The organism is Chryseobacterium urinae (assembly GCF_030518295.1).
Taxonomy (GTDB): Bacteria; Bacteroidota; Bacteroidia; order Flavobacteriales; family Weeksellaceae; genus Chryseobacterium; species Chryseobacterium mucoviscidosis.
The window spans coordinates 97,012-116,047 of the sequence record NZ_JAULSJ010000010.1 but is presented as its reverse complement, the minus strand read 5'-3'; the positions used below and the strand labels follow the sequence as shown (position 1 = coordinate 116,047).

Genomic DNA, 19,036 nt, shown 5'->3' with positions numbered 1-19,036 from the left:
CTGACTATTATCCGAAGGCGGTAAGTCAAATTTTGATTTGCCGCTTTTTTTAAAATGTAATCATTATGAACATCAAATCCATATTTTTAGTCCTAGTTCCTGCAGTTCTACTGACTTCCTGCCACAAGGAAATCAAATCCGAAAAAGGCGGAATCGACCTCATTTCCAATGTCTATTTTGATGCGTCCAAAGGATTGGACAAGATGCAGAGTTTCCACATCTCGAAAATGAGTTATTCGGGAGACCAGATTTTAGAGCTGGTTCCAGACCACACCTGCCCCGAAATGAATCAAAATGCCTATCTCGTGAGAGATTCTTTGTGCTATCCATTGGATGCTGAAAACGGCAACATCATTCTTTCCGATATTCTTGAAAAACAAAAACCGTCACTAGTTTGGAACAAGAAGGACGGCGCCATTTTCTCAAAAGAAATGATTCCCAACTATAAGAACAGGCGGAAACTCTCCGACACGGTGTTATTCAAGAAAAAATACAGACGCTTCGAAGTCAATTCCCCTTGGAACTATACCCGTTTCTACATCTATCCAACGGACACGATTCTGCCGTATTCCCTCTACAGACATGCAGAAAAGGATTATGGAGGCAGATTGGAGCGCATCGATTCCTACAACAAGAAGACCGACATCTTTGTAAGCCTGCAACTGCTTCCCAGAAAAAACTGGGACGACACGGCGAAAGACATTTTTGAGTTCAACCACTTCGTAAAAAACAGAAAAAGTGAGTGAGACATCCTATTTAAATCATTCTAGTTCAGAAATTTCCATTATTGAGGGAACTAAAAACGAACTGATTGTCTTTAACAGCGATAACGACAAAGATTCGTTTTTGGAACTTTTGAAACTAAACAATCAAAACAACGGCAGAACCCTTGTAACACTCAATTATAATGAAAATACTGGAAGCTTTGTCGAACGGTTTAAAAACTACGGCGGAAAGATATTTCTGTGTCTAACCGGTGATGATGACGGAAATAGGTCTACACAAAAAATCCTCAATGAATTTCAAAATAAAAATATCAAGGACATCCGCCTGCTGTATGGAATTTCTGAAAATGGGAACCAAAACCTGGAAGAATATTTAAAAAATAAACTCCAAGTTCAAGAGAAAAATACTAATTTAGTTGAACGAAAAACGATAAGAAATGAAGACGATGGAACTCAATCCGAAGGAATTTCCAACTCTCAGCACTTGGGAGCCGAACTTTCTCAACGAAATTCTGGAGAACCTGTCCAAAGAAGCCAATCCGAGCAAAACGGAAATCACTTTGGAGGACAAGCTGTGGACGGCAACCATGCTGGAGATGGACTTGAAGACACAATCTGGAAGCATCTGGTCGGAAAACCAGAGCGAGGACCTGTTGACGGAACACAACCGAAAAATGCTACAAAAAATGAGGAAGCAGAACATTTCGTGGGCGGAATCGTATCCGGGAGAACTGTATCCGATGGAACAGCAGAAGTAGTAGAAACATCTACTCGAAACAACGAGGAATTAGAAGAACTTATTTCAAAATACAAAGGTCAAAAACTGACCAATGAACAAGTTGCGGAAGTCGTTTCCGCAACTTGTTTTGTTTCCAACGATAATCAAATTAAACTCAAGGAAAATATTACCATTACAGAAGATTTAAAAGACATCTGTCATCAATTCAAAAGTGGCGGTACGGCGAAAGAAGGCAGGGGAATTTTAGATGAATATTACACTGATTCAAGGCTTGTAGATGCCGTCCGAAATTTAATCAAAGACCAGTTTAATACCCAAAAGGAAATTGAGGTTTTGGAACCCAGCGTTGGAACAGGTAATTTTCTGTATGCCGTAAAGGATTTGGGAATCAAATCCAACATTACCGCCTTTGAAATCAACGAAACCACGGCAAAAATAGCCAAAATTCTTCATCCCGAATCCAATATCCACCTTCGCTCCTTTGAAACCGAATTTATAGACGAGAAAGGCAACAAGAAGGAATTTTCTGAAAAATACCATTTGGTTATAGGGAATCCTCCTTATGGCGACCATCGTGGATTATACAAAGGTTTGGGAGAAGAACCCAAACTCTCCAAATACGAGGATTATTTCGTCAAAAGGTCTATAGATTCATTAAAACAAGATGGTGTTTTGGCAATGGTGCTTCCTTCGGGTTGGTTGAACCGACAAGCCCAACTAAAAAATGCAGATATTTTGGAAGGTTTTCGTCTGCCGAATGGTGCTTTTGCCGGAACTCAGGTAGGAACGGACATTATTATTCTGCAAAAAAATTCCCAGAAAATTTCTACAGATATTTCCAATTATTTTGAAAAACATCCCGACAGGATTTTAGGGGAAACCCGAGAGAAAACCAACCGTTTTGGGAGGTTGGAAAACTATGTCTATGGAAATTTAGAGGACGCCTTATCTAGGATTGAGCAACTCAAAAATAAAAAGCAGACCGAAAGAATTGGAAACCTCTTTGAAGATTTGTTTTTGGAGGTTGATCAACCTAAAGGAGAATCAAAAAGCAAAACTTTAGAAAACACCATTCCCGCTAAAACAGAAGAAATTGACCTTGCAGAAACGAAAGATAAAATTGAGCAAGTTCTTTCCAGACTTAATGAAGTAAAATTCAAATCTCCCGCAATTGAAAAGGAGATTGAGAAGTATTTCAAATTCCAAACCCAAATTTTTGATAATCCCCCAAATTTTTCGAAAGACCAAATTGATGAAATTCATCGTAAAGCGGATAAAATTATCCAGTCCCACAAAGAGAAAAATGCGGAATATCGAATTCAGACCAAACCGGAAATCAAGAAAGGGGTTTTAAAATACCAATTTTTCAAAGCCGATGAAATTGTGAATGCCTCGCTTCAGAACAGTACCGATATTACTAAAGAACAGATTGAGGCATTTCGGGACACTTCCTACGACGGCACATTAAACAATCACGGTAAGCACTACCAATTTGCCAACTATATGGACGGAAATTGGGTTCACGATTTTTATTACGCCGAAGGGAATATCTACGCCAAATTAGAACAACTGGAAATAGACTTTAAGGACAGGTTCTCGGTTGGCGGAACAGAAAATCAATATGAGAAACAAAAGGATTTACTCCTCAATGTTCTTCCAAAACCAAAAACTTTAGACGAAATCTCAATCAGTCCGAATCATGAATTTGTCCACCAGTTTGATTTTGGAACCGTTGAAAAAGAACGCTGGAATCAAAACACGAGACAGACGGAAACCGCAACCGTTCCCTATAACCTTGCTGAAAAATTCAAGGATTTTGTCGGAACACTTTCGAGTGAGGCATTTGCAGGTTCCTCATCTTGGGAGGTCAGAAGTTTTGTAGACAACGAAAACGTTACGGGAAGCGACAAGGAACGGAATGCCTTGGTTCGTGAAAGACGAAAAGCCGCAGCCAATGATTTGTTTCAAAAATTTTTGAGGGAAGAGTTGTCGGACGATTTAAGGGAGCGTTTCGTAAAAGATTTTAACCGAAACTACAACAACCTCTCTGTTCCCGACTATTCAAAATTTCCATTGTTTTCAAAAATCCATTTGAATTTTAAAGGAAGAGAACTGCGCTTAACCGAAGTGCAAAAAGCAGGAATCGGACGACAGACAACCAAAGGTGTTGGATTACTCGCACACGAGGTTGGATTTGGAAAAACATTGTCGGGAATTCTCTCCATGCACGAAGCGATGGAGAGAGGTAACGCAAAAAGACCGCTGATTGTCGTTCCCAATGACAGCATTCTGAAACAGTGGGTGGAAACCATTTTTGAAACCATTCCCGAAGCCAAAGTGAATGTCTTGGGAAATCTCGGAAAAGACTTCGACCTCTCAAAATTCGACAACAAGGATGGGGAAATCACCATCGTCACTTACGAGGGTTTTAACAATATCGGTTTTTCTGAAAATATTACCCAAAATCTGGCTTCCAAGTTCTCCTATATTTCAGAAAATGAATTAAGAAGTGTAAACACCATCAGCGAAAGGGATTTTCAGAAAGAACTGGAAAAAGAAAAAGAACTGGTGGGTAAAATGAAGCGTGGCAAGATTTACGATTGGGAAGACTTTGGTTTTGACCATCTGACTTATGACGAAGTCCACAACGCGAACCATATCGTAGGAAAAGTAAGAATAGAAGACCGCCGATTTGCTTCAGACTTTAGAAATCAAAACCAGCAGACTTCAAAGTTGGGTATCAATACTTGGATGGCTGCGCAATACATCCAAGAAAAGAACGACGGTAGAAATGTTACCTTGCTTTCTGCAACGCCATTTACCAATAAACCACTGGAATATTATTCTATTCTCTCCTTGATTGCGAACAAGAGATTAGAAGAATCGGGCTACTTCAATGTGAATACCTTCTTTGAAACCTTTATGGAGGCAGACAACGACATGGAGATTGACGCAAAAGGTGATGTGAAATTCAAGGCGAATGTTCGACGTTTTAAAAACAATTCGCTGTTTCAGCAACTTTTATCTGAATTTATTGATATCAAAGGCGAAGAAGACAATCCAGAATTGGTGCGGCCCAACCGAATCAACAAGGAATATAAGATTGAGCAGAACTATTTAACGAGTGAGCAATACGAAATGCTCAATGAAAACTTTACCGAAACCCAAAAAGGGGCAATTCTTACGCATATCCTTAATGCCCGTTTGATTGCGATTTCACCATATCTTTCTCCCTATTATGAAGGAGAAGAACCGTCTTTAGAAGAGTTTATAGAGGATTCTCCGAAACTAAAACAAACGATGGATTTGATTCGGCAGAACAAAAACGACATTCCGGATTCGGGACAGATTATCTACTCTGAATTAGCTGTTTCGGAATTTCTGAAACTAAGGGAATATTTGGTACGGGAGGTCGGCTACAAACCGGAAGAAGTCGGAGTCATCACCGGAGCAACCAGCAAACCAAACCGTTTAAAGATTCAGGACGATTTCAATTCCGGAAAAATAAAGGTGGTCATCGGAAGCGAGGCGATTCAGGAAGGAATGAACCTTCAGGAAAATACGACGGATATTTACATGCTTTCTCTTCCGTACAACTTTACCTCTCTACGGCAAGTGGAAGGTCGTGCTTGGCGACAAGGAAATAGGAACGAAAATGTAAGAATCAACTTTATGTTGACCAATGACAGCATTGATGTCTTTATGCTTCAAAAATTGCAATCCAAACAGGCAAGATACTTGGAGGCAATGAAGAAGGGAGCCGATGTTTTGGATATTTCTGACATCAGCACGCAGGAACTGAAAACCGCCATTATCACGAATCCCGAAACCAGAGCGAATATAGAAATTGAACTGATGAAAAAGCAAATTGAAACCGAAAAAAATAAATTTTTGGCTGATTCTGCTTTTGTGCTTCGAAAATATGACAGTTTTATTAAAATTCAGGAAGAAGTAACTAAAGCGCAACATAACTACAACCGAATCTTAGGCTATTCCAAGGAAGAGGGCGACAATGCCGAATACTGGAAAAACCAGCTTCCATTTTATCAAAAAACGATTGATTTGACAAAGGAGAAAGTCCAAGAGGAAATTGATATTCTTTCTCAAAAAGGCGTGAATGTGACGGAGATTGAACAGCAGACAAAAATTACTGAAGATAAGATTGCTGAATTGGATAAAAGGTTGGAGGATTTGCCTAATGTTCGGGAGGGATTGGTTGAGAAGTATAGGGAGGAGAAGGAAATGCAGTTGAAAATTAATGAGAGTAGGGGTTATTTAGAGGAGAGAATGGTGGAGAATTCACAATTATTTAAGACGAATATTATCAGAGTAATTGATAAAAATTTTGAAAATGAAAATGTACAAAAAATAGAAATACAACAATATGGAAGAAAGAGATAATAAAAAAACAGGGACTTGAAGTCCCTGTTTTAGTCCCCGCTATGCGTAAATCACTGATTTACAGCGTGTGTAGTAGCCCGTAGGGGAATCGAACCCCTCTTACCAGAATGAAAATCTGAGGTCCTAACCGATAGACGAACGGGCCATCTAATTTCTACGAATAATCGCAGGGTTAGTTTTTGTTTTTATAAGTTTCAACTCTTATTAATTACCAGGTTAGAGTAGTAATTAAGTTTTGTAGCCCGTAGGGGAATCGAACCCCTCTTACCAGAATGAAAATCTGAGGTCCTAACCGATAGACGAACGGGCCAACTATACTTATTAAGCTAGTTTATTAACGTGCTTAGTTAATTTGCTTTTTAAGTTAGCTGCTTTGTTTTTGTGGATAATATTTTTCTTAGCTAATTTATCCAACAAAGAGATAACTTTTGGCAATTGCTCTGCAGCAGCAGCCTTATCTTCTTCATTTCTTAACACTTTCATCGCTGTTCTAGCAGTCTTGTGGTAGTATCTGTTACGAAGTTTTCTTACTTCGTTTTGTCTGATTCTTTTTAATGCTGATTTATGATTTGCCATATCGTTCAAATGTGAGTGCAAAAGTAAAAACTTTTTTTTTATCCTCCAAATTTATTTTCAAAAATTTTTAATTTTCTTCAGATAAATATTTTTTGAGTTTATCTATTGCCTGTTCTATTTTAATATTCTCTTCTTCTCTTTCTAATTTTTTGATGGTGCTTTTCAGCATTACCATCGCATTGTTCCATTCTCCAGTGGTGTTGGTGAAGGTAAGTCCGTCAATCGTTACTTCAAAAGTTACCCTTTCTCCAGTCCTGTCAAGTCTGAAACTTATTTTATCATCACTGCCTGTTATCCCGTCTTCATTGATTTTTAAATCATAACTTTTTGGGTTAGAGTGGATTTTCTTAAAAAGCAATTTTGCTTCTTGTATTTTTAAATCCGGCATGATATAAATTTGGTAGCCTATAGGAGAATCGAACTCCTGTTGCAAGGATGAAAACCTTGAGTCCTAACCACTAGACGAATAGGCCAAATTTTGAGGTTGCAAAAGTAATAATTAACTTTTTAACTTCAAAATTATTTTTTTATTATTTGAAAACTTTTTGAATCACAGTATTCTTAATTCCTTTAGCATCAAGCTCTTTCTGTAATTTTACCGCATCCTCCAAAGTATACACTTTTCCGTAGGTATAATAGAAAACGCCGCTTTCTTTGTTTCTTTCCACGTCTTTCAGCGTCTGAAGAATGAAAGAATTTCCATTCAGTTTTTCGCCCACGTAGACTTCAATGGTGTAATATCCTGTACTTAATTTCTGGTTCGGCATAAATCCTACCGCATAGGCATTCCGGAATCCGGCGTCTTTTGCTGTTTTAATGTTAATATCTCTTACAGAAGCAAGGTTGGTAACCCCGTAATAATATTTGTACTGTCCGTTCTCTTTAATAGGCAGAATGTAATTTAACCCTTTTAAAGCAGGATCTCCCTCCTTGAATCTTTCCGGAGAACTCAACAGTAAAATTCTGAAATCATTTTTCAGTGCGATTTCCGCCAGTTTATCAGGTTCAGGTTTTTTTACCACTGCGGAAACACCTGATTTTCTGTCGATCGCTTTTTTATAATCAATAATTGCCTGATAAATACTTTCGGAAATTTCATCCTGTCCTTTTTCAGAAGCCAGATAATGGCTTTCTTCTGGATGATTGATGAATCCGGTTTCAATTAATACAGAAGGCATCGCGTTCATACGCAGAACGTGCAGGTTTTTCTGGAACACACCGCGGGAACTTCTTTTGTCTTTATTTACAAAATTATTTTCTACCAGTCCGCCCAGAAGAAGGCTGGATTCCAGATATTTGCTCTGCTGAAGTTTCAGGGCAATTAAAGATTCCGGAGAGCTTGCATCATAAGAACCGAAGGTCTGCTTATCTTTTTCGTCCAGAAAGATCACATCATTTTCACGTTTTGCCACTTCTAGATTGGTATCATTCTGATCCGGTCCCTGTACATAAGTTTCGGTTCCGTATGCGGTTGGTCTTTTAGAAGAATTACAGTGAATGGAAACAAAAAGATCCGCTTTGCTTCTGTTCGCAAGATTGGTTCTGTCCGACAAAGAAGGATATTCGTCGATCTTTCTTGTGTAGATTACTTTAAAATCTTTATTTTTTTCGAGCATTGCTCCTACTTTAAGGGTAATGGAGAGCGTTACATCCTTTTCGGAGATCCTTCCGATATCGGTGTAGGTTCTGTTTGCTCCGTAATCACTTCCTCCGTGTCCTGCGTCCAAAACAATGGTAAATTTCTTTTGCGAAAAAATAAAGTTGGCAGTCAGGATGAAGAGAAATGATAAAATTATTTTAAAATTTACTTTGTACATCTTACAGTTTTAAAATTTATATTAATTTTGAGCCTTAATTGTATACATATAAATATAACAAAAAATTGGTCAAAACCGTCTCCAAAAATATATTACAAATTTTAATTATCCTAATTTTTAACAATTTTTTAGCACAGCAAACGCCCAAAAAATTGCCTGAAAATGCGGTTAATGATACTATTTCCAAAAAAGATACCATTGTTCTGAAAAAGGAACCTTTGGAATCTGTTCTGCAGACAAAAGCAGACTACCAGAGAAGAGATTTCCAGAAGAAAATGGTGTATCTGAACAAAAATGCGCAGGTGAAATATCAGGATATGCAGATTGATGCAGACTATATTTCCATTGATGAGCAGAAACATCTCATGTACGCAAGAGGAAAACAGGACTCTTTGGGAAGAATTATTGAGCCTGTTATTACAACACAGGCAGGGAAGAAATACGAAACTACAGAATTTCAGTATAATACCTTAACAAGACAGGCAATTGCATTTAATGCAAGAACCGAAGAAAACGAAGGGGTTATTACCGCGAACAAAACCAAAAAGTACAACGACAGTATCTTTGCGATGAGCCGGGCAGATTATACGACGGACGATTATTACATCAAGAAAAAAGATACAGCGGCAGATTATTTTTTAAGAGCAAGATATCTGAAGCTTGTAAAAACAAAAAATAAATCGTCTATTGTTTCGGGACCGATCCAGATGTATATAGAGCAGGTTCCCACTCCGCTTATCATGCCTTTTGCGATCCTTCCTTTTTCAAGCAAAAGATCTGCGGGAATCCTGATTCCGAGTTTCGGGGAAAGACAGGATGTAGGATTCTTCCTGAACGGTTTAGGTTATTATCAGCCAATCGGGGAACATTTTGACCTTAAAATCCTTTCGGATATTTACACCAAAGGAAGCTGGAACCTGCGGCCTGAAATGAACTATATTAAAAAATACCGCTATTCCGGAAACTTTTCTGCGGACATCGGAACCATGGTTCGTGGGATCAAAGGTTTAGATGATTACAGCAAAACAGGAACGTACAGAATTGCGTGGAGACATACACAGGATTCCAAAGCCAATCCTTTCCTTACATTTTCTGCATCGGTAGATATTGTGAGTACAAAATTTTATAACAATACACTGAACAATAATTATATTTTAAATCAGAATGTTTTAAATACCCAGCAAAACTCTACGGTTACCCTTACCAAAAGATTTTTAAAACTTCCGGTTACCATTACGGGAACGGCTTCCTATTCGCAGAATTTTGCCACCGGTTTATCAGATCTTCGTCTGCCGCAGATGAACGTGGCGATCAATCAGTTTTATTTATTCAGATCCAAAACAGGAGTGCGTTCCGGTCTGCTTGAAAATTTAACCGTAAACACAGGAATTAATTTATCAAACTTTGTTCAGACCAACGAGGGCGAGCTTTTTAAAGCGGCAATGTGGGATAAACTGCAAACCGGAGTGAAAAATAACATTGCTCTGGGAACCAATACAACCGTAGCAAAATATTTCACATTCAGTTTGGGAGCGAATATTGATAATGCGTTAACCACAAAAACCATCAATAAATTCTACGACCCTATCCAGAATAAAGTAGTTACAGAAACCAATAAAGGAATTTCAGGATATTCTACGTTTTCAACAACAGCAAGTATTCAGACTACTTTGTATGGACAGGCAAACTTTAAGAAAGGTTCTGCCATTGAGGCTATCAGACACATGATGACGCCAAGTATTGGGTTTACCTATTCTCCGGATTTCGGAGGTTCCGGATATGGATATTTTAAAAATTATTACGATGCAAATGGAGCTTTAACACCATATTCTATTTTTGAAGGCGGAATTATCGGAAGTCCGACGACAGGATTAGTAGGAGCTTTAGGTTTTAACATCGGGAATAATTTAGAGATGAAGGTAAGATCGAAAAGCGATTCTACAGGAGTGAAGAAAATAAAGATTTTTGAATCTCTTAACCTTTCCGGAAATTATAATTTTGCAGCGAAAGATCATCCTTTTTCTATCATAACAATTACAGGACAGTCTTCTTTCTTTAATAATAAACTGAGCCTGAATACAAGCTTATCTTTGGACCCATACAGAATTATCTATCTTCCGGGACAGGATGCCGGAATAAGAACAGAAGAGTTTGGTTACTTCAGTGTTCAGGGATTCAACGTTCAGATGTCTTATCCTCTGAGCAGCGAAATCTTTGGAGAGAAAACAGATTATGCCAAAAAGTATAAAACCAAAGGGGAAGTAAGGAACGAAAATTATTATTTTGATGATGATAATTATGCGCATTTCGATCAGGCATGGACATTGAATGTAAATGCAAACTATGCCTACACCAAAAGTTCAGCTTCCAGAACACCAACGAGACTGGCTTCTGTGGGACTGGACGGAAGTCTTAAGCTAACGCCTTACTGGAACATCAACGGAAGTACCCACTACGATATGGTGACGCAGAAACTTGCATATACCAGAATCGGTTTTGCAAGAGATCAGCGAAGTTTTACCATTAATTTCAACTGGGTTCCTTTCGGGCAATATAAAGTATATGACTTCTTTATCGGGATCAAAGCCAATATCTTAAGTGATGCGCTGAAGTATAAAGACAGAAGTTTTACACAGCCAAACGCACCTTTCTAATATTTGATTATAGAAATAGAATATAAATTTTATATTTGCACCCAAAATAAATTTTCATGAAAAAAGTAATCAACACCGTAAATGCTCCTGCAGCGATCGGACCATATTCACAAGCCAATATGGCAAACGGAATATTGTATATTTCCGGGCAGATCCCTGTAGATCCTGCAACCGGTAAACTTGTAGAAGGAATTGAAAAAGAAACCCATCAGGTAATGAAAAACCTTGAAGCAATTCTTACAGAAGCAGGAATGACTTTTAAGAATGTGGTAAAAGCAACCATTTTCCTTAAAAGCATGGATGATTTTGCGGTAATGAATGATATTTACGCTTCCTATCTGGACGCGGAAAGCTTTCCTGCGCGTGAAACGGTACAGGTTTCCTGTCTGCCGAAAAATGTGGATATCGAAATTTCTATGATCGCACATCAGGATTAATGAACTTTATAAGAAATACAATTGCGGTTATCGTAGGTCTTGTGATTGCAGGGCTTATCATTACTCTTGGGATAAGAGCATTTCCGCAATGGGTAAATTTCGATGCTTTTGCTCCGTTCGAGCATTGGCAGAGATTTCTTCAGAGCAAGCAGAACGACGGTGCGTTTTTCGGTTTCCTGCTGTTTATTTCCGGATTGGGAACTACAGTGGGAGGGGTGGCAACTGCCATTATCGTAAAATATGCTAAGGTGGCTTATGCTATTCTTATTGGTTTCATTATGCTTTTTATAGCCATGCTGGATGTTATTGTTTTCCCTTATCATCCTACCTTCTATAAAATCTCTATTTTTCTTACGTTCTTCCCGTTTTCGTGGATCGGAGGTAAGATTGTAGAAGTCATTTATGAACGAAAGAAGAAAAGAAGAATCGCTGAAAAAATGAATAAATCTTAAATAAAAAAACGTTGCAGAAATGCAGCGTTTTTTGTTTGTGTATCAGTTTCCGGAAAGTTTCTTACTAGGGTGCAGGAAGGTTTCCCGCTTTCCGGAAAGTTTGCTGCAGGGGTGAAACATCCTTTCCCGGTTCCCTGAAAAGCTGTTGCAGGGGTGCAGGAAGCTTTCCGGAAGGCTGGTTTGCTGATTTCAGTTGCAGGATTTCTTTTTCAATTAAATAAGATGTTTCTGAATATTAAACTAAAAAAAACCCGGCTGCCTCATTTGAGGCAGCCGGGTTTTTGATATGAAGTGAAGTTTAGCTCTTTTTATTAAGGCATTTTAAAGCCTCTCTGATACCCTCTTCCGTAGTCATCCATGTATTTGATCTGGGCAGTTCCGGTGAACTTATTCAGAATGTTTTCTACGTCTTTCTGTGAGTTTACAGGTTTCCCGTTGATCTCTGTGATGATGTATCCGTCTACGATTCCTGCTTTAGCCATTTCACCACCTTCAATTACATTTTTGGCGATTACTCCGCTGTTCAGCCCATAATACGCTTTTGTTTTATCATCAATACTCTGGAAATCGGCTCCGATTTTTTCCGTTACACTAAGATCTGCTTTGGTTCTTGTAGAAGTGCCTCCTTTCTGATCTCTTAATGTAACCGTTGTTGTGGAAGGTTTTCCGTTTCTCTGGTAAGTTACCGTCACTTTATCTCCCGGACGTTTGCTTCCGATCGCAATGGAAAGATCAGCAAAATCTGTAATTGGCGTTGTATCAATCTGGGTAATGATATCACCTACTTTTAATCCTGCATCTTCTGCACCGCTGCTTTCTCCGAATCCTGTTACCAGAACTCCTGAACCGGATTTATAATTGGTCTTTTTATCTTTATTGTAAGCGGCAACAAGCTGATCGTCTGAAAGATCTAAAGAAGTAACCCCTAAGAATCCTCTCTGTACGATACCGAATTTCTTGATGTCTTCAACAATCTTTCTCGCTAAGTTTGCCGGAACTGCAAATCCGTACCCTTGGTAATAACCTGTTGTAGACTGAATCGCTGAGTTAATACCAATTAAATCTCCGTTTGTGTTTACCAAAGCTCCTCCTGAATTCCCCGGATTAATTGCTGCATCGGTCTGAATGAAACTTTCAATCGGATTAGCGGCTTTTCCCTGTGAACTTAAAATTCCGATTCCTCTTCCTTTGGCAGACACAATACCTGCTGTAACGGTAGAATTCAATCCAAGCGGATTTCCTACGGCAAGTACCCATTGTCCTACTTCAATATTATCGGAATTTGCAAAATTTAAATAAGGCAATCCTTTTTCTTCAATTTTAAGAAGGGAAATATCTGTATTCGGGTCTGTTCCTACTAAAGTGGCTATATAAGATTTTTTGTTGCTTAAAACCACTTCTAACTTATTGGCTCCTGCAACAACGTGGTTGTTCGAAATGATGTATCCGTCCGGCGAAATAATTACCCCCGATCCCATTCCTGAAGGCATATTATCCGGAACCTGCTGCTTTTGTCTCTGCTGTCCTCTTCCTCCGAACGGATCTCCGAAGAAGAAATCGAACATATCCTGCTCAGAAGCTCTACTTGTGGTTCTAGACTGGTAATTTTTGATGGTTACCACTGCCGGAACTGTCGTTTTGGCAGCTTTTACAAAATCGTCCCCCACTGCAGCGGAATTCATCCCTGCGAAGGAAACATTAGAAGATTTTGTAAAATATGATTGATCTGCGCTGTTGGAATCGTGATTAAGATACTGTAATCCTCCAACGGTAGTAGCACCGGAAATTACTCCTACTACTGCAAATGGTAATAGTTTTTTTAAAGTACTCTTCATTGTATATCTTTCTTTGTTATTTATTGATGTTAACTTTTTCATTTTACTGGAAACAAATTTAATGCTAAATACGTATGCAATTGGTACATAATGTTTCATTTTTAACTAAAATTTAACAACAATTGCAATAATTTATGCATTATCCCATAAATTTTAAAATCTCAATTAACGAACCTTAAAAAAATATTAATGACATTATGGCATATTGATGTTTTAAATGTCATAAAATTACAAAGGTTGAAGATGATTCATCCAAAAGAGTACCAATCTGAATATATACCTGACAAATCTTATATTTTTCATTAATCTGAAAATAATTATCTTTGCAAAAATTTTCTCACTTAAAACGTTTATAGCATGCAACTGTATAACACCTTAAGCGCAGAAGAAAGAGCTCGACTAATTGATGAGGCCGGAAAAGAGCGCCTTACCCTATCTTTCTATGCGTATGCCAAAATTGAAGATCCCAAAAAATTTCGCGACGATTTATTTATAGCCTGGAATGCACTCGATGCACTTGGTCGTATCTACGTAGCGCATGAAGGAATTAACGCTCAGATGAGCGTTCCTGCGGATAATTTCGAAGCATTTCGCGGGACCCTGGAAGCATACGATTTCATGAAAGGCATTCGTCTGAATGTAGCAGTGGAGCAGGACAATCATTCCTTTTTAAAATTAACCATCAAAGTCAGAAACAAAATCGTAGCCGATGGTCTGAACGATGAGACTTTTGATGTTACCAATAAAGGCGTTCATTTAAGAGCAAAAGAATTTAACAGTTTGCTTGAAGATCCGAACACCATTGTCGTAGATTTCAGAAATCACTACGAAAGTGAAGTCGGGCATTTTGAAGGAGCAATTACTCCGGATGTGGAAAACTTCAGAGAAAGTCTGCCGATTATCAACGAGCAGCTACAGGATTTCAAAGAAGATAAAAACCTTTTGATGTACTGTACCGGAGGAATCCGTTGCGAAAAGGCGAGTGCTTATTTCAAACATCAGGGTTTCAAAAATGTATTTCAATTGGAAGGCGGAATTATAGAATACACCCGTCAGATAAAAGAAGAAGGCATAGAAAGTAAGTTTATCGGTAAAAACTTTGTATTCGACCACAGATTAGGCGAAAGAATTACCGATGACATTATTGCGCAGTGTCACCAGTGTGGAAAACCGTGTGACAATCATACGAACTGTGCGAACGATGCGTGTCATTTACTGTTTATCCAGTGTGATGAATGTAAAGCAGCGATGGAAAACTGCTGTTCGACAGAATGTCAGGAAACGATCCATTTGCCTTGGGAAGAGCAGGTTGCTAAAAGAAAGGGGCTTCAGGTAGGAAATAAAGTATTCAGAAAAGGAAAATCTGAAGCTTTGAAATTCAAAAAATCCGGAGATTTACCAGATAAGCCTTTAGCAAAAGCTGAAACAAAAGATATCCGTCAGAAAATAAAAGTTAAAAAGACATTAATCGGAAAAGCGGAGCATTATTATTCAAAATCTAAGATTGCTCAGTTTTTAATTGAAAACAATGAACTTGCAGTAGGAGATAAAGTATTAATTTCCGGTCCGACAACAGGAGATCAGGAAATAACCATTTCTCAGATTTTTGTGAACGGAGCTTTCAGCGACACAGCAAAAGCAGGAGATCAGATTACTTTCGAACTGCCTTTCAGAGTTCGTCTGTCGGATAAATTGTACAAAATCCTTGATTCTGAAAACGCATAAACACTATGTTAAAAGCAGAATTAAGAAAAAAATATATGCAAAAAAGAAAAGCCTTGTCGATTGATGAGGCTTTATTGTTATCTGAAAAGATTTTTAAAAATTTCATTGAATATTTCAAACCTTCTCAAAACCAGAAAATCCATATTTTTATTCCGATTGAGAAGTTTAGGGAAGTAAATACCCAGATTTTCGTCAGCTACTTTTTAAGCAGAAAGATCCGTGTTTTTGTCCCTAAAATTGTCGATACAAGACTGATTTCGGTAGAAATTTTTGCAGATTCTAAATTTGAGTTGAATAACTGGGGAATTTCCGAACCTGTTTCTGATGAAGATTCAGGTATTCTGGATTTTGATTTTGTAATTACGCCCCTTTTATACTGCGACAGACAAGGAAATAGAGTAGGTTACGGAAAAGGTTTCTACGATGGTTTTTTTGAAACGCTTTCGGAAAAGACAAAAAAAATCGGAGTTAATTATTTTAACCCCGAAGAAAATATTGATGATGTCTGGGAAAATGATATTCCGCTCGACTATTTGGTGACACCCGATGCGGTACTGTCTTTTTCAGGAGCATCAGAGTAAAATTTCACAAAGTAAAATTTAAATTCCTTGCTTTTCTGAGAAGGTTTTGATACCAAAGTGTATTGTGCATTTCGCTCAAAATTTCCCAAAGATTTATTTTTATCCCCAAAATATTCCACATTGAATTTGGCAAAATTCAGCGTGTCTTTTTCCTTAATTTTCTGGAAAACATTCAGATTGCTTACGCGTACTTTTTTTACATTCAGGCTTTCAAGCTCTTTAAAAAGATCCTTAAAGGTAGTAGAATCAGACTTCTGGAAATACTTTTCTATTTTAGAGTAAATTGCCGTGTCAATTTCCGTATTTCTCTGTCCGGAAAGATATAACGTAGACAAATCCAGCACATCCTGTACTTTTTGCGAAGTAATGGAATTGATAGCCTGAGTACTGTCCATTTTTACCGTTTTGTTGTTCGTATTTCGTAGCTTTTCCAGATCACTCTGTCCTCCGTTTTCTTCTTTTTTAATGCACGAAGTCATGGTGAATCCTATTAATATGATAAAAAACAAAAAGTTATTTATTGTTTTCATTGGCTGAGATTTTAAATTTAATAGATACGATTTTCCCTTTGTTATCCGTCTTCATCTCGATAACATTAAGGTTTTTAAGTGATGTTGTAGGTGTGGTAACTAAGGTAATGTAATCTTCCTTATCCAAGGTTTCAAGTCCGTAAATATCACTGTCGTAAACCTGAGTGATCACGGCGTTATTGCTGATTCGGTTTTCCAGTTGTCTTCTTTTTTGGGTGATGAGATCATTCTGTTCCTGCGAATTTTCTCCCTTTACATCCTTTGTTGAAAAATAATAAAGCGCCATCTTATAATCATCGGGTTTCAGCTCGATGGTCTCCTCTTCAGGGGCATTTTCTAAGTTTCGGTTCACTTCCAGATATTCATAAAACGGAGAACTGATCTGCATTTTAAGATTTTTGTCCTTTGTGGCATATCTGAAACATTCTCCGGGTTTTATCCGATAAAGAATTGGAGATTCGTTTTCCTTGATCACTTTGATTTCTATTTCACGCTGAATACTTAAATTTCTGTCGGCATCCGTAAAACAGTACACATAAGTTTTTTGGAAGATCGCATCTTTAAATCCTAAAAGTCCGGTAAGAATTACCAAAATAGTGGTGACAATTGCCCAAACATTCTTTCTGATGAAATTTTTCTTGGGTTTTTCAACTTCTGCTAAGGAAATTTTTTCAGTCTCTGAATTTTTAGTAATTAATTGATTTTCAATTATTGATTTTTGTAAATCTGAGTTTTCAGGGGTTTTAAATTCCTGTTTTTTAGGTAAATCGTCATCTTTTGGCAAATCGAGTGATGCAGAAACTGTTTTTTCCAGTTCTTTAAGTTCATTGTCTTTCAAATCTTCATCATCCTGCAGCAATTCACCTGCAAAAAGATGCTGTTTTTTGAATTCATACCATGAGTCGTAACCTGCATAAATACTGAGTAAATTCAGCATATCGATTCTTGGCAGTTTGGTAACCGGCGAATTCTTAAAATAGGTATAAAAAGATTTTTCGCTGATGTTCCCTTTTGCCTTTTTTCTGAGATCTTCCTGAAAATAAATGATGTCGATACCCTTCCATTTCGAAATATCGTCATAGGAAGGAGTGTATTCTTTCAGATATTGAGCCTGGACATCCTTTTTTAACTGCTCAAAATGTAATAGATCTAAGTCCGTCAATTTATTTTAAAATGATTAAATTATTGATTATCAGTAATGTTATTTTGTAAAACTATTTTACAAAGGTATTACAATTATTTTTCCTAAACAAATTTTCTATCTGCTATACCTTTGTCTTGTTCAAATAACAGAACAGAAAAAGATTTTATAAAACAATATTAACAAAATTAAATTTAATTTATTATGAAAAAGTCATTATTCGTAGCTGCTATCGCTGCAATCTCTCTAGTTGCTTGTAAAAAAACTGAAGCTAACACTACTGAAGCTTCTACAGATTCAGTTGCTGCTGCTACAGATTCTGCTACTACAGCTATCGATTCTACAGCTAACGCTGCTAAAGATTCAGTAACTGTTGCTGCTGATGCTGCTAAAGATTCAGTTAAAGCTGACGCTAAAGTTGCTAAAGAAGAAATCAAAGCTGAAGCTAAGAAAGAAGAAGCTGCTAAGAAATAATCTAAGCTTAAAAATAAAAGAACCGTTTCACTCAGTGGAACGGTTTTTTTATGCTTATATGTTTAGTAATTGTTGGTTTGTTAGCGATCAACGATGAACCATCAACCAATCCTCAACAACCAAATTACCCCTTCTTCTGCTTCAGTGTTTCGTAACACGTAATGGCAACAGCATTGCTCAGATTTAAAGAATCAATGCTTCCTGCCATCGGAATCAGTGTATTTTTTCCTTTCCCGATCCAGAAATTACTTAATCCCGAATGTTCTGTCCCGAATAGAACGGCAGATTTCTGCTTGAAATCTCTTTTGTAAAGATCTTCGGCAGTTTCATCCATGATCGTTGTGTAAATATTGAAATTGTTTTTCTGAAGAAAATCTAATGTTTCATGGTTTTCTGCCTGAAAAACTTCCATTCCGAATAAACAGCCTACACTTGAGCGGATTACATTCGGATTATAAAAATCGGTTTTTCCGTCTGAAACAATTAACGCATCAATACCGAAAGCTTCACAACTGCGCAAAATAGCCCCCAGATTTCCCGGTTTTTCAACACCTTCTACAATAATGATCGTTGAATCTTCCTTTGGTTTAAACGAAGATAGATCGGCTTCTTTTGTTTTGTAAATCCCGATAATTCCTTCCGAAGTTCCGCGATAGGCGATTTTTTCGTACACTTTTTCGCTAACGAGATGAATTTTTCCTTTGGGAAGTTCTTTCTGAAAAATAGTTTCACAGATAAAAAATTCTACCGGTTCAAAATGATATTTCTGAGCGCGGTCGTTTTCCTGCTGTCCTTCCACCACAAAAACATCCGATTTCTTACGGAATCTGTTATCACTAAGAAGTTTGGTAACGTATTTTACTTTTTCGTTCTGAAAGCTTTCTATTAACATCCTGCAAAATTAGTTAAAATTTGCAGTTAAATAAAAAACCTCAGAGCCGATCTGAGG

15 protein-coding genes and 3 tRNA genes are annotated in these 19,036 nt (G+C 37.6%); 8 read left to right on the top strand and 10 right to left on the bottom strand.

Annotated elements, in window-relative coordinates; all coding sequences use genetic code 11:
- The first annotated feature begins 65 nt into the window (after positions 1-65).
- Entirely contained in the window at positions 66-746 is a 681-nt protein-coding gene (locus QWT87_RS08480) for a hypothetical protein (RefSeq protein WP_159109016.1), read from the top strand.
- Entirely contained in the window at positions 739-5,865 is a 5,127-nt protein-coding gene (locus QWT87_RS08475) for a helicase-related protein (protein WP_159109015.1), read from the top strand. Before QWT87_RS08480 ends, QWT87_RS08475 begins: the two co-directional genes overlap by 8 nt.
- 73 nt (positions 5,866-5,938) lie before the next feature.
- On the opposite strand, the gene QWT87_RS08470 is transcribed toward QWT87_RS08475, so the two are convergent.
- The 6 genes from QWT87_RS08470 to QWT87_RS08445 all read right to left on the bottom strand — a co-directional run bounded on the left by QWT87_RS08470 (position 5,939) and on the right by QWT87_RS08445 (position 8,258).
- A tRNA-Glu gene (locus QWT87_RS08470) sits at positions 5,939-6,010 on the bottom strand.
- Positions 6,011-6,103: 93 nt separating this feature from the next.
- Positions 6,104-6,175 (bottom strand) — tRNA-Glu (locus QWT87_RS08465).
- Positions 6,176-6,186: 11 nt separating this feature from the next.
- Positions 6,187-6,441 (bottom strand): 30S ribosomal protein S20, encoded by a 255-nt coding sequence (rpsT, locus tag QWT87_RS08460; RefSeq protein WP_076391798.1) that lies wholly within the window; start codon positions 6,439-6,441, stop codon positions 6,187-6,189.
- Between the two features lie 67 nt (positions 6,442-6,508).
- Complete coding sequence (locus QWT87_RS08455; protein ID WP_076391800.1) at positions 6,509-6,829, bottom strand: hypothetical protein; 321 nt, start codon at positions 6,827-6,829, stop codon at positions 6,509-6,511.
- A 10-nt stretch (positions 6,830-6,839) separates the two neighbouring features.
- Positions 6,840-6,914 (bottom strand) — tRNA-Glu (locus QWT87_RS08450).
- Between the two features lie 57 nt (positions 6,915-6,971).
- On the bottom strand, positions 6,972-8,258 hold the full coding sequence (locus tag QWT87_RS08445) for an N-acetylmuramoyl-L-alanine amidase family protein (protein ID WP_185208559.1): 1,287 nt from the start codon (positions 8,256-8,258) through the stop codon (positions 6,972-6,974).
- 65 nt (positions 8,259-8,323) lie between these two features.
- On the opposite strand from QWT87_RS08445, the gene QWT87_RS08440 reads away from it, so the two are divergent.
- Genes QWT87_RS08440 through QWT87_RS08430 form a run of 3 tightly spaced genes read left to right on the top strand, consistent with a single transcriptional unit; the run spans position 8,324 to position 11,801 of the window.
- Complete coding sequence (locus QWT87_RS08440) at positions 8,324-10,912, top strand: putative LPS assembly protein LptD (protein WP_185208561.1); 2,589 nt, start codon at positions 8,324-8,326, stop codon at positions 10,910-10,912.
- Between the two features lie 56 nt (positions 10,913-10,968).
- Positions 10,969-11,349, top strand: coding sequence for a RidA family protein (locus QWT87_RS08435; RefSeq protein WP_076391804.1), 381 nt, complete (start codon positions 10,969-10,971; stop codon positions 11,347-11,349).
- On the top strand, positions 11,349-11,801 hold the full coding sequence (locus QWT87_RS08430; RefSeq protein ID WP_185208563.1) for a hypothetical protein: 453 nt from the start codon (positions 11,349-11,351) through the stop codon (positions 11,799-11,801). Before QWT87_RS08435 ends, QWT87_RS08430 begins: the two co-directional genes overlap by 1 nt.
- A gap of 311 nt (positions 11,802-12,112) precedes the next feature.
- Here QWT87_RS08430 and QWT87_RS08425 read toward each other — a convergent pair whose 3' ends face one another.
- Positions 12,113-13,636, bottom strand: a complete 1,524-nt coding sequence (locus QWT87_RS08425; protein ID WP_302715678.1) for a trypsin-like peptidase domain-containing protein — start codon at positions 13,634-13,636, stop codon at positions 12,113-12,115.
- A gap of 357 nt (positions 13,637-13,993) precedes the next feature.
- Here QWT87_RS08425 and trhO point away from each other — a divergent pair, with 357 nt between their 5' ends.
- The gene (gene trhO / locus QWT87_RS08420; protein ID WP_302715677.1) at positions 13,994-15,361 is read left to right on the top strand and encodes an oxygen-dependent tRNA uridine(34) hydroxylase TrhO; all 1,368 of its coding nucleotides are present in this window, start codon (positions 13,994-13,996) and stop codon (positions 15,359-15,361) included.
- Positions 15,362-15,366: 5 nt separating this feature from the next.
- Positions 15,367-15,942, top strand: coding sequence for a 5-formyltetrahydrofolate cyclo-ligase (locus QWT87_RS08415; protein ID WP_302715676.1), 576 nt, complete (start codon positions 15,367-15,369; stop codon positions 15,940-15,942).
- Here QWT87_RS08415 and QWT87_RS08410 read toward each other — a convergent pair.
- Together QWT87_RS08410 and QWT87_RS08405 are read right to left on the bottom strand one after the other, a co-directional pair.
- Positions 15,891-16,472, bottom strand: a complete 582-nt coding sequence (locus QWT87_RS08410; RefSeq protein WP_302715675.1) for a hypothetical protein — start codon at positions 16,470-16,472, stop codon at positions 15,891-15,893. The two genes, QWT87_RS08415 and QWT87_RS08410, sit on opposite strands and share 52 nt — an antisense overlap.
- A complete protein-coding gene (locus QWT87_RS08405; RefSeq protein WP_302715673.1) occupies positions 16,456-17,634 on the bottom strand; it encodes a hypothetical protein in 1,179 nt (392 codons plus the stop codon). The genes QWT87_RS08410 and QWT87_RS08405 overlap by 17 nt, the downstream gene beginning before the upstream one ends.
- A 183-nt stretch (positions 17,635-17,817) precedes the next feature.
- Here QWT87_RS08405 and QWT87_RS08400 point away from each other — a divergent pair, with 183 nt between their 5' ends.
- Positions 17,818-18,087 (top strand): hypothetical protein, encoded by a 270-nt coding sequence (locus QWT87_RS08400; RefSeq protein WP_076391816.1) that lies wholly within the window; start codon positions 17,818-17,820, stop codon positions 18,085-18,087.
- Positions 18,088-18,211: 124 nt separating this feature from the next.
- On the opposite strand, the gene QWT87_RS08395 is transcribed toward QWT87_RS08400, so the two are convergent.
- Complete coding sequence (locus tag QWT87_RS08395) at positions 18,212-18,979, bottom strand: TrmH family RNA methyltransferase (protein ID WP_302715671.1); 768 nt, start codon at positions 18,977-18,979, stop codon at positions 18,212-18,214.
- Between the last annotated feature and the right edge of the window lie 57 nt (positions 18,980-19,036).

What these genes read in the sequence shown, in the direction of transcription:
- QWT87_RS08395 (WP_302715671.1), bottom strand. Translation starts at nt 18,979, where the DNA reads ATGTTAATAGAAAGCTTTCAGAACGAAAAAGTAAAATACGTTACCAAA.
- QWT87_RS08425 (WP_302715678.1), bottom strand. Translation starts at nt 13,636, where the DNA reads ATGAAGAGTACTTTAAAAAAACTATTACCATTTGCAGTAGTAGGAGTA.
- QWT87_RS08410 (WP_302715675.1), bottom strand. Translation starts at nt 16,472, where the DNA reads ATGAAAACAATAAATAACTTTTTGTTTTTTATCATATTAATAGGATTC.
- QWT87_RS08430 (WP_185208563.1), top strand. Translation starts at nt 11,349, where the DNA reads ATGAACTTTATAAGAAATACAATTGCGGTTATCGTAGGTCTTGTGATT.
- rpsT (WP_076391798.1), bottom strand. Translation starts at nt 6,441, where the DNA reads ATGGCAAATCATAAATCAGCATTAAAAAGAATCAGACAAAACGAAGTA.
- QWT87_RS08455 (WP_076391800.1), bottom strand. Translation starts at nt 6,829, where the DNA reads ATGCCGGATTTAAAAATACAAGAAGCAAAATTGCTTTTTAAGAAAATC.
- QWT87_RS08415 (WP_302715676.1), top strand. Translation starts at nt 15,367, where the DNA reads ATGTTAAAAGCAGAATTAAGAAAAAAATATATGCAAAAAAGAAAAGCC.
- QWT87_RS08435 (WP_076391804.1), top strand. Translation starts at nt 10,969, where the DNA reads ATGAAAAAAGTAATCAACACCGTAAATGCTCCTGCAGCGATCGGACCA.
- QWT87_RS08400 (WP_076391816.1), top strand. Translation starts at nt 17,818, where the DNA reads ATGAAAAAGTCATTATTCGTAGCTGCTATCGCTGCAATCTCTCTAGTT.
- trhO (WP_302715677.1), top strand. Translation starts at nt 13,994, where the DNA reads ATGCAACTGTATAACACCTTAAGCGCAGAAGAAAGAGCTCGACTAATT.
- QWT87_RS08445 (WP_185208559.1), bottom strand. Translation starts at nt 8,258, where the DNA reads ATGTACAAAGTAAATTTTAAAATAATTTTATCATTTCTCTTCATCCTG.
- QWT87_RS08480 (WP_159109016.1), top strand. Translation starts at nt 66, where the DNA reads ATGAACATCAAATCCATATTTTTAGTCCTAGTTCCTGCAGTTCTACTG.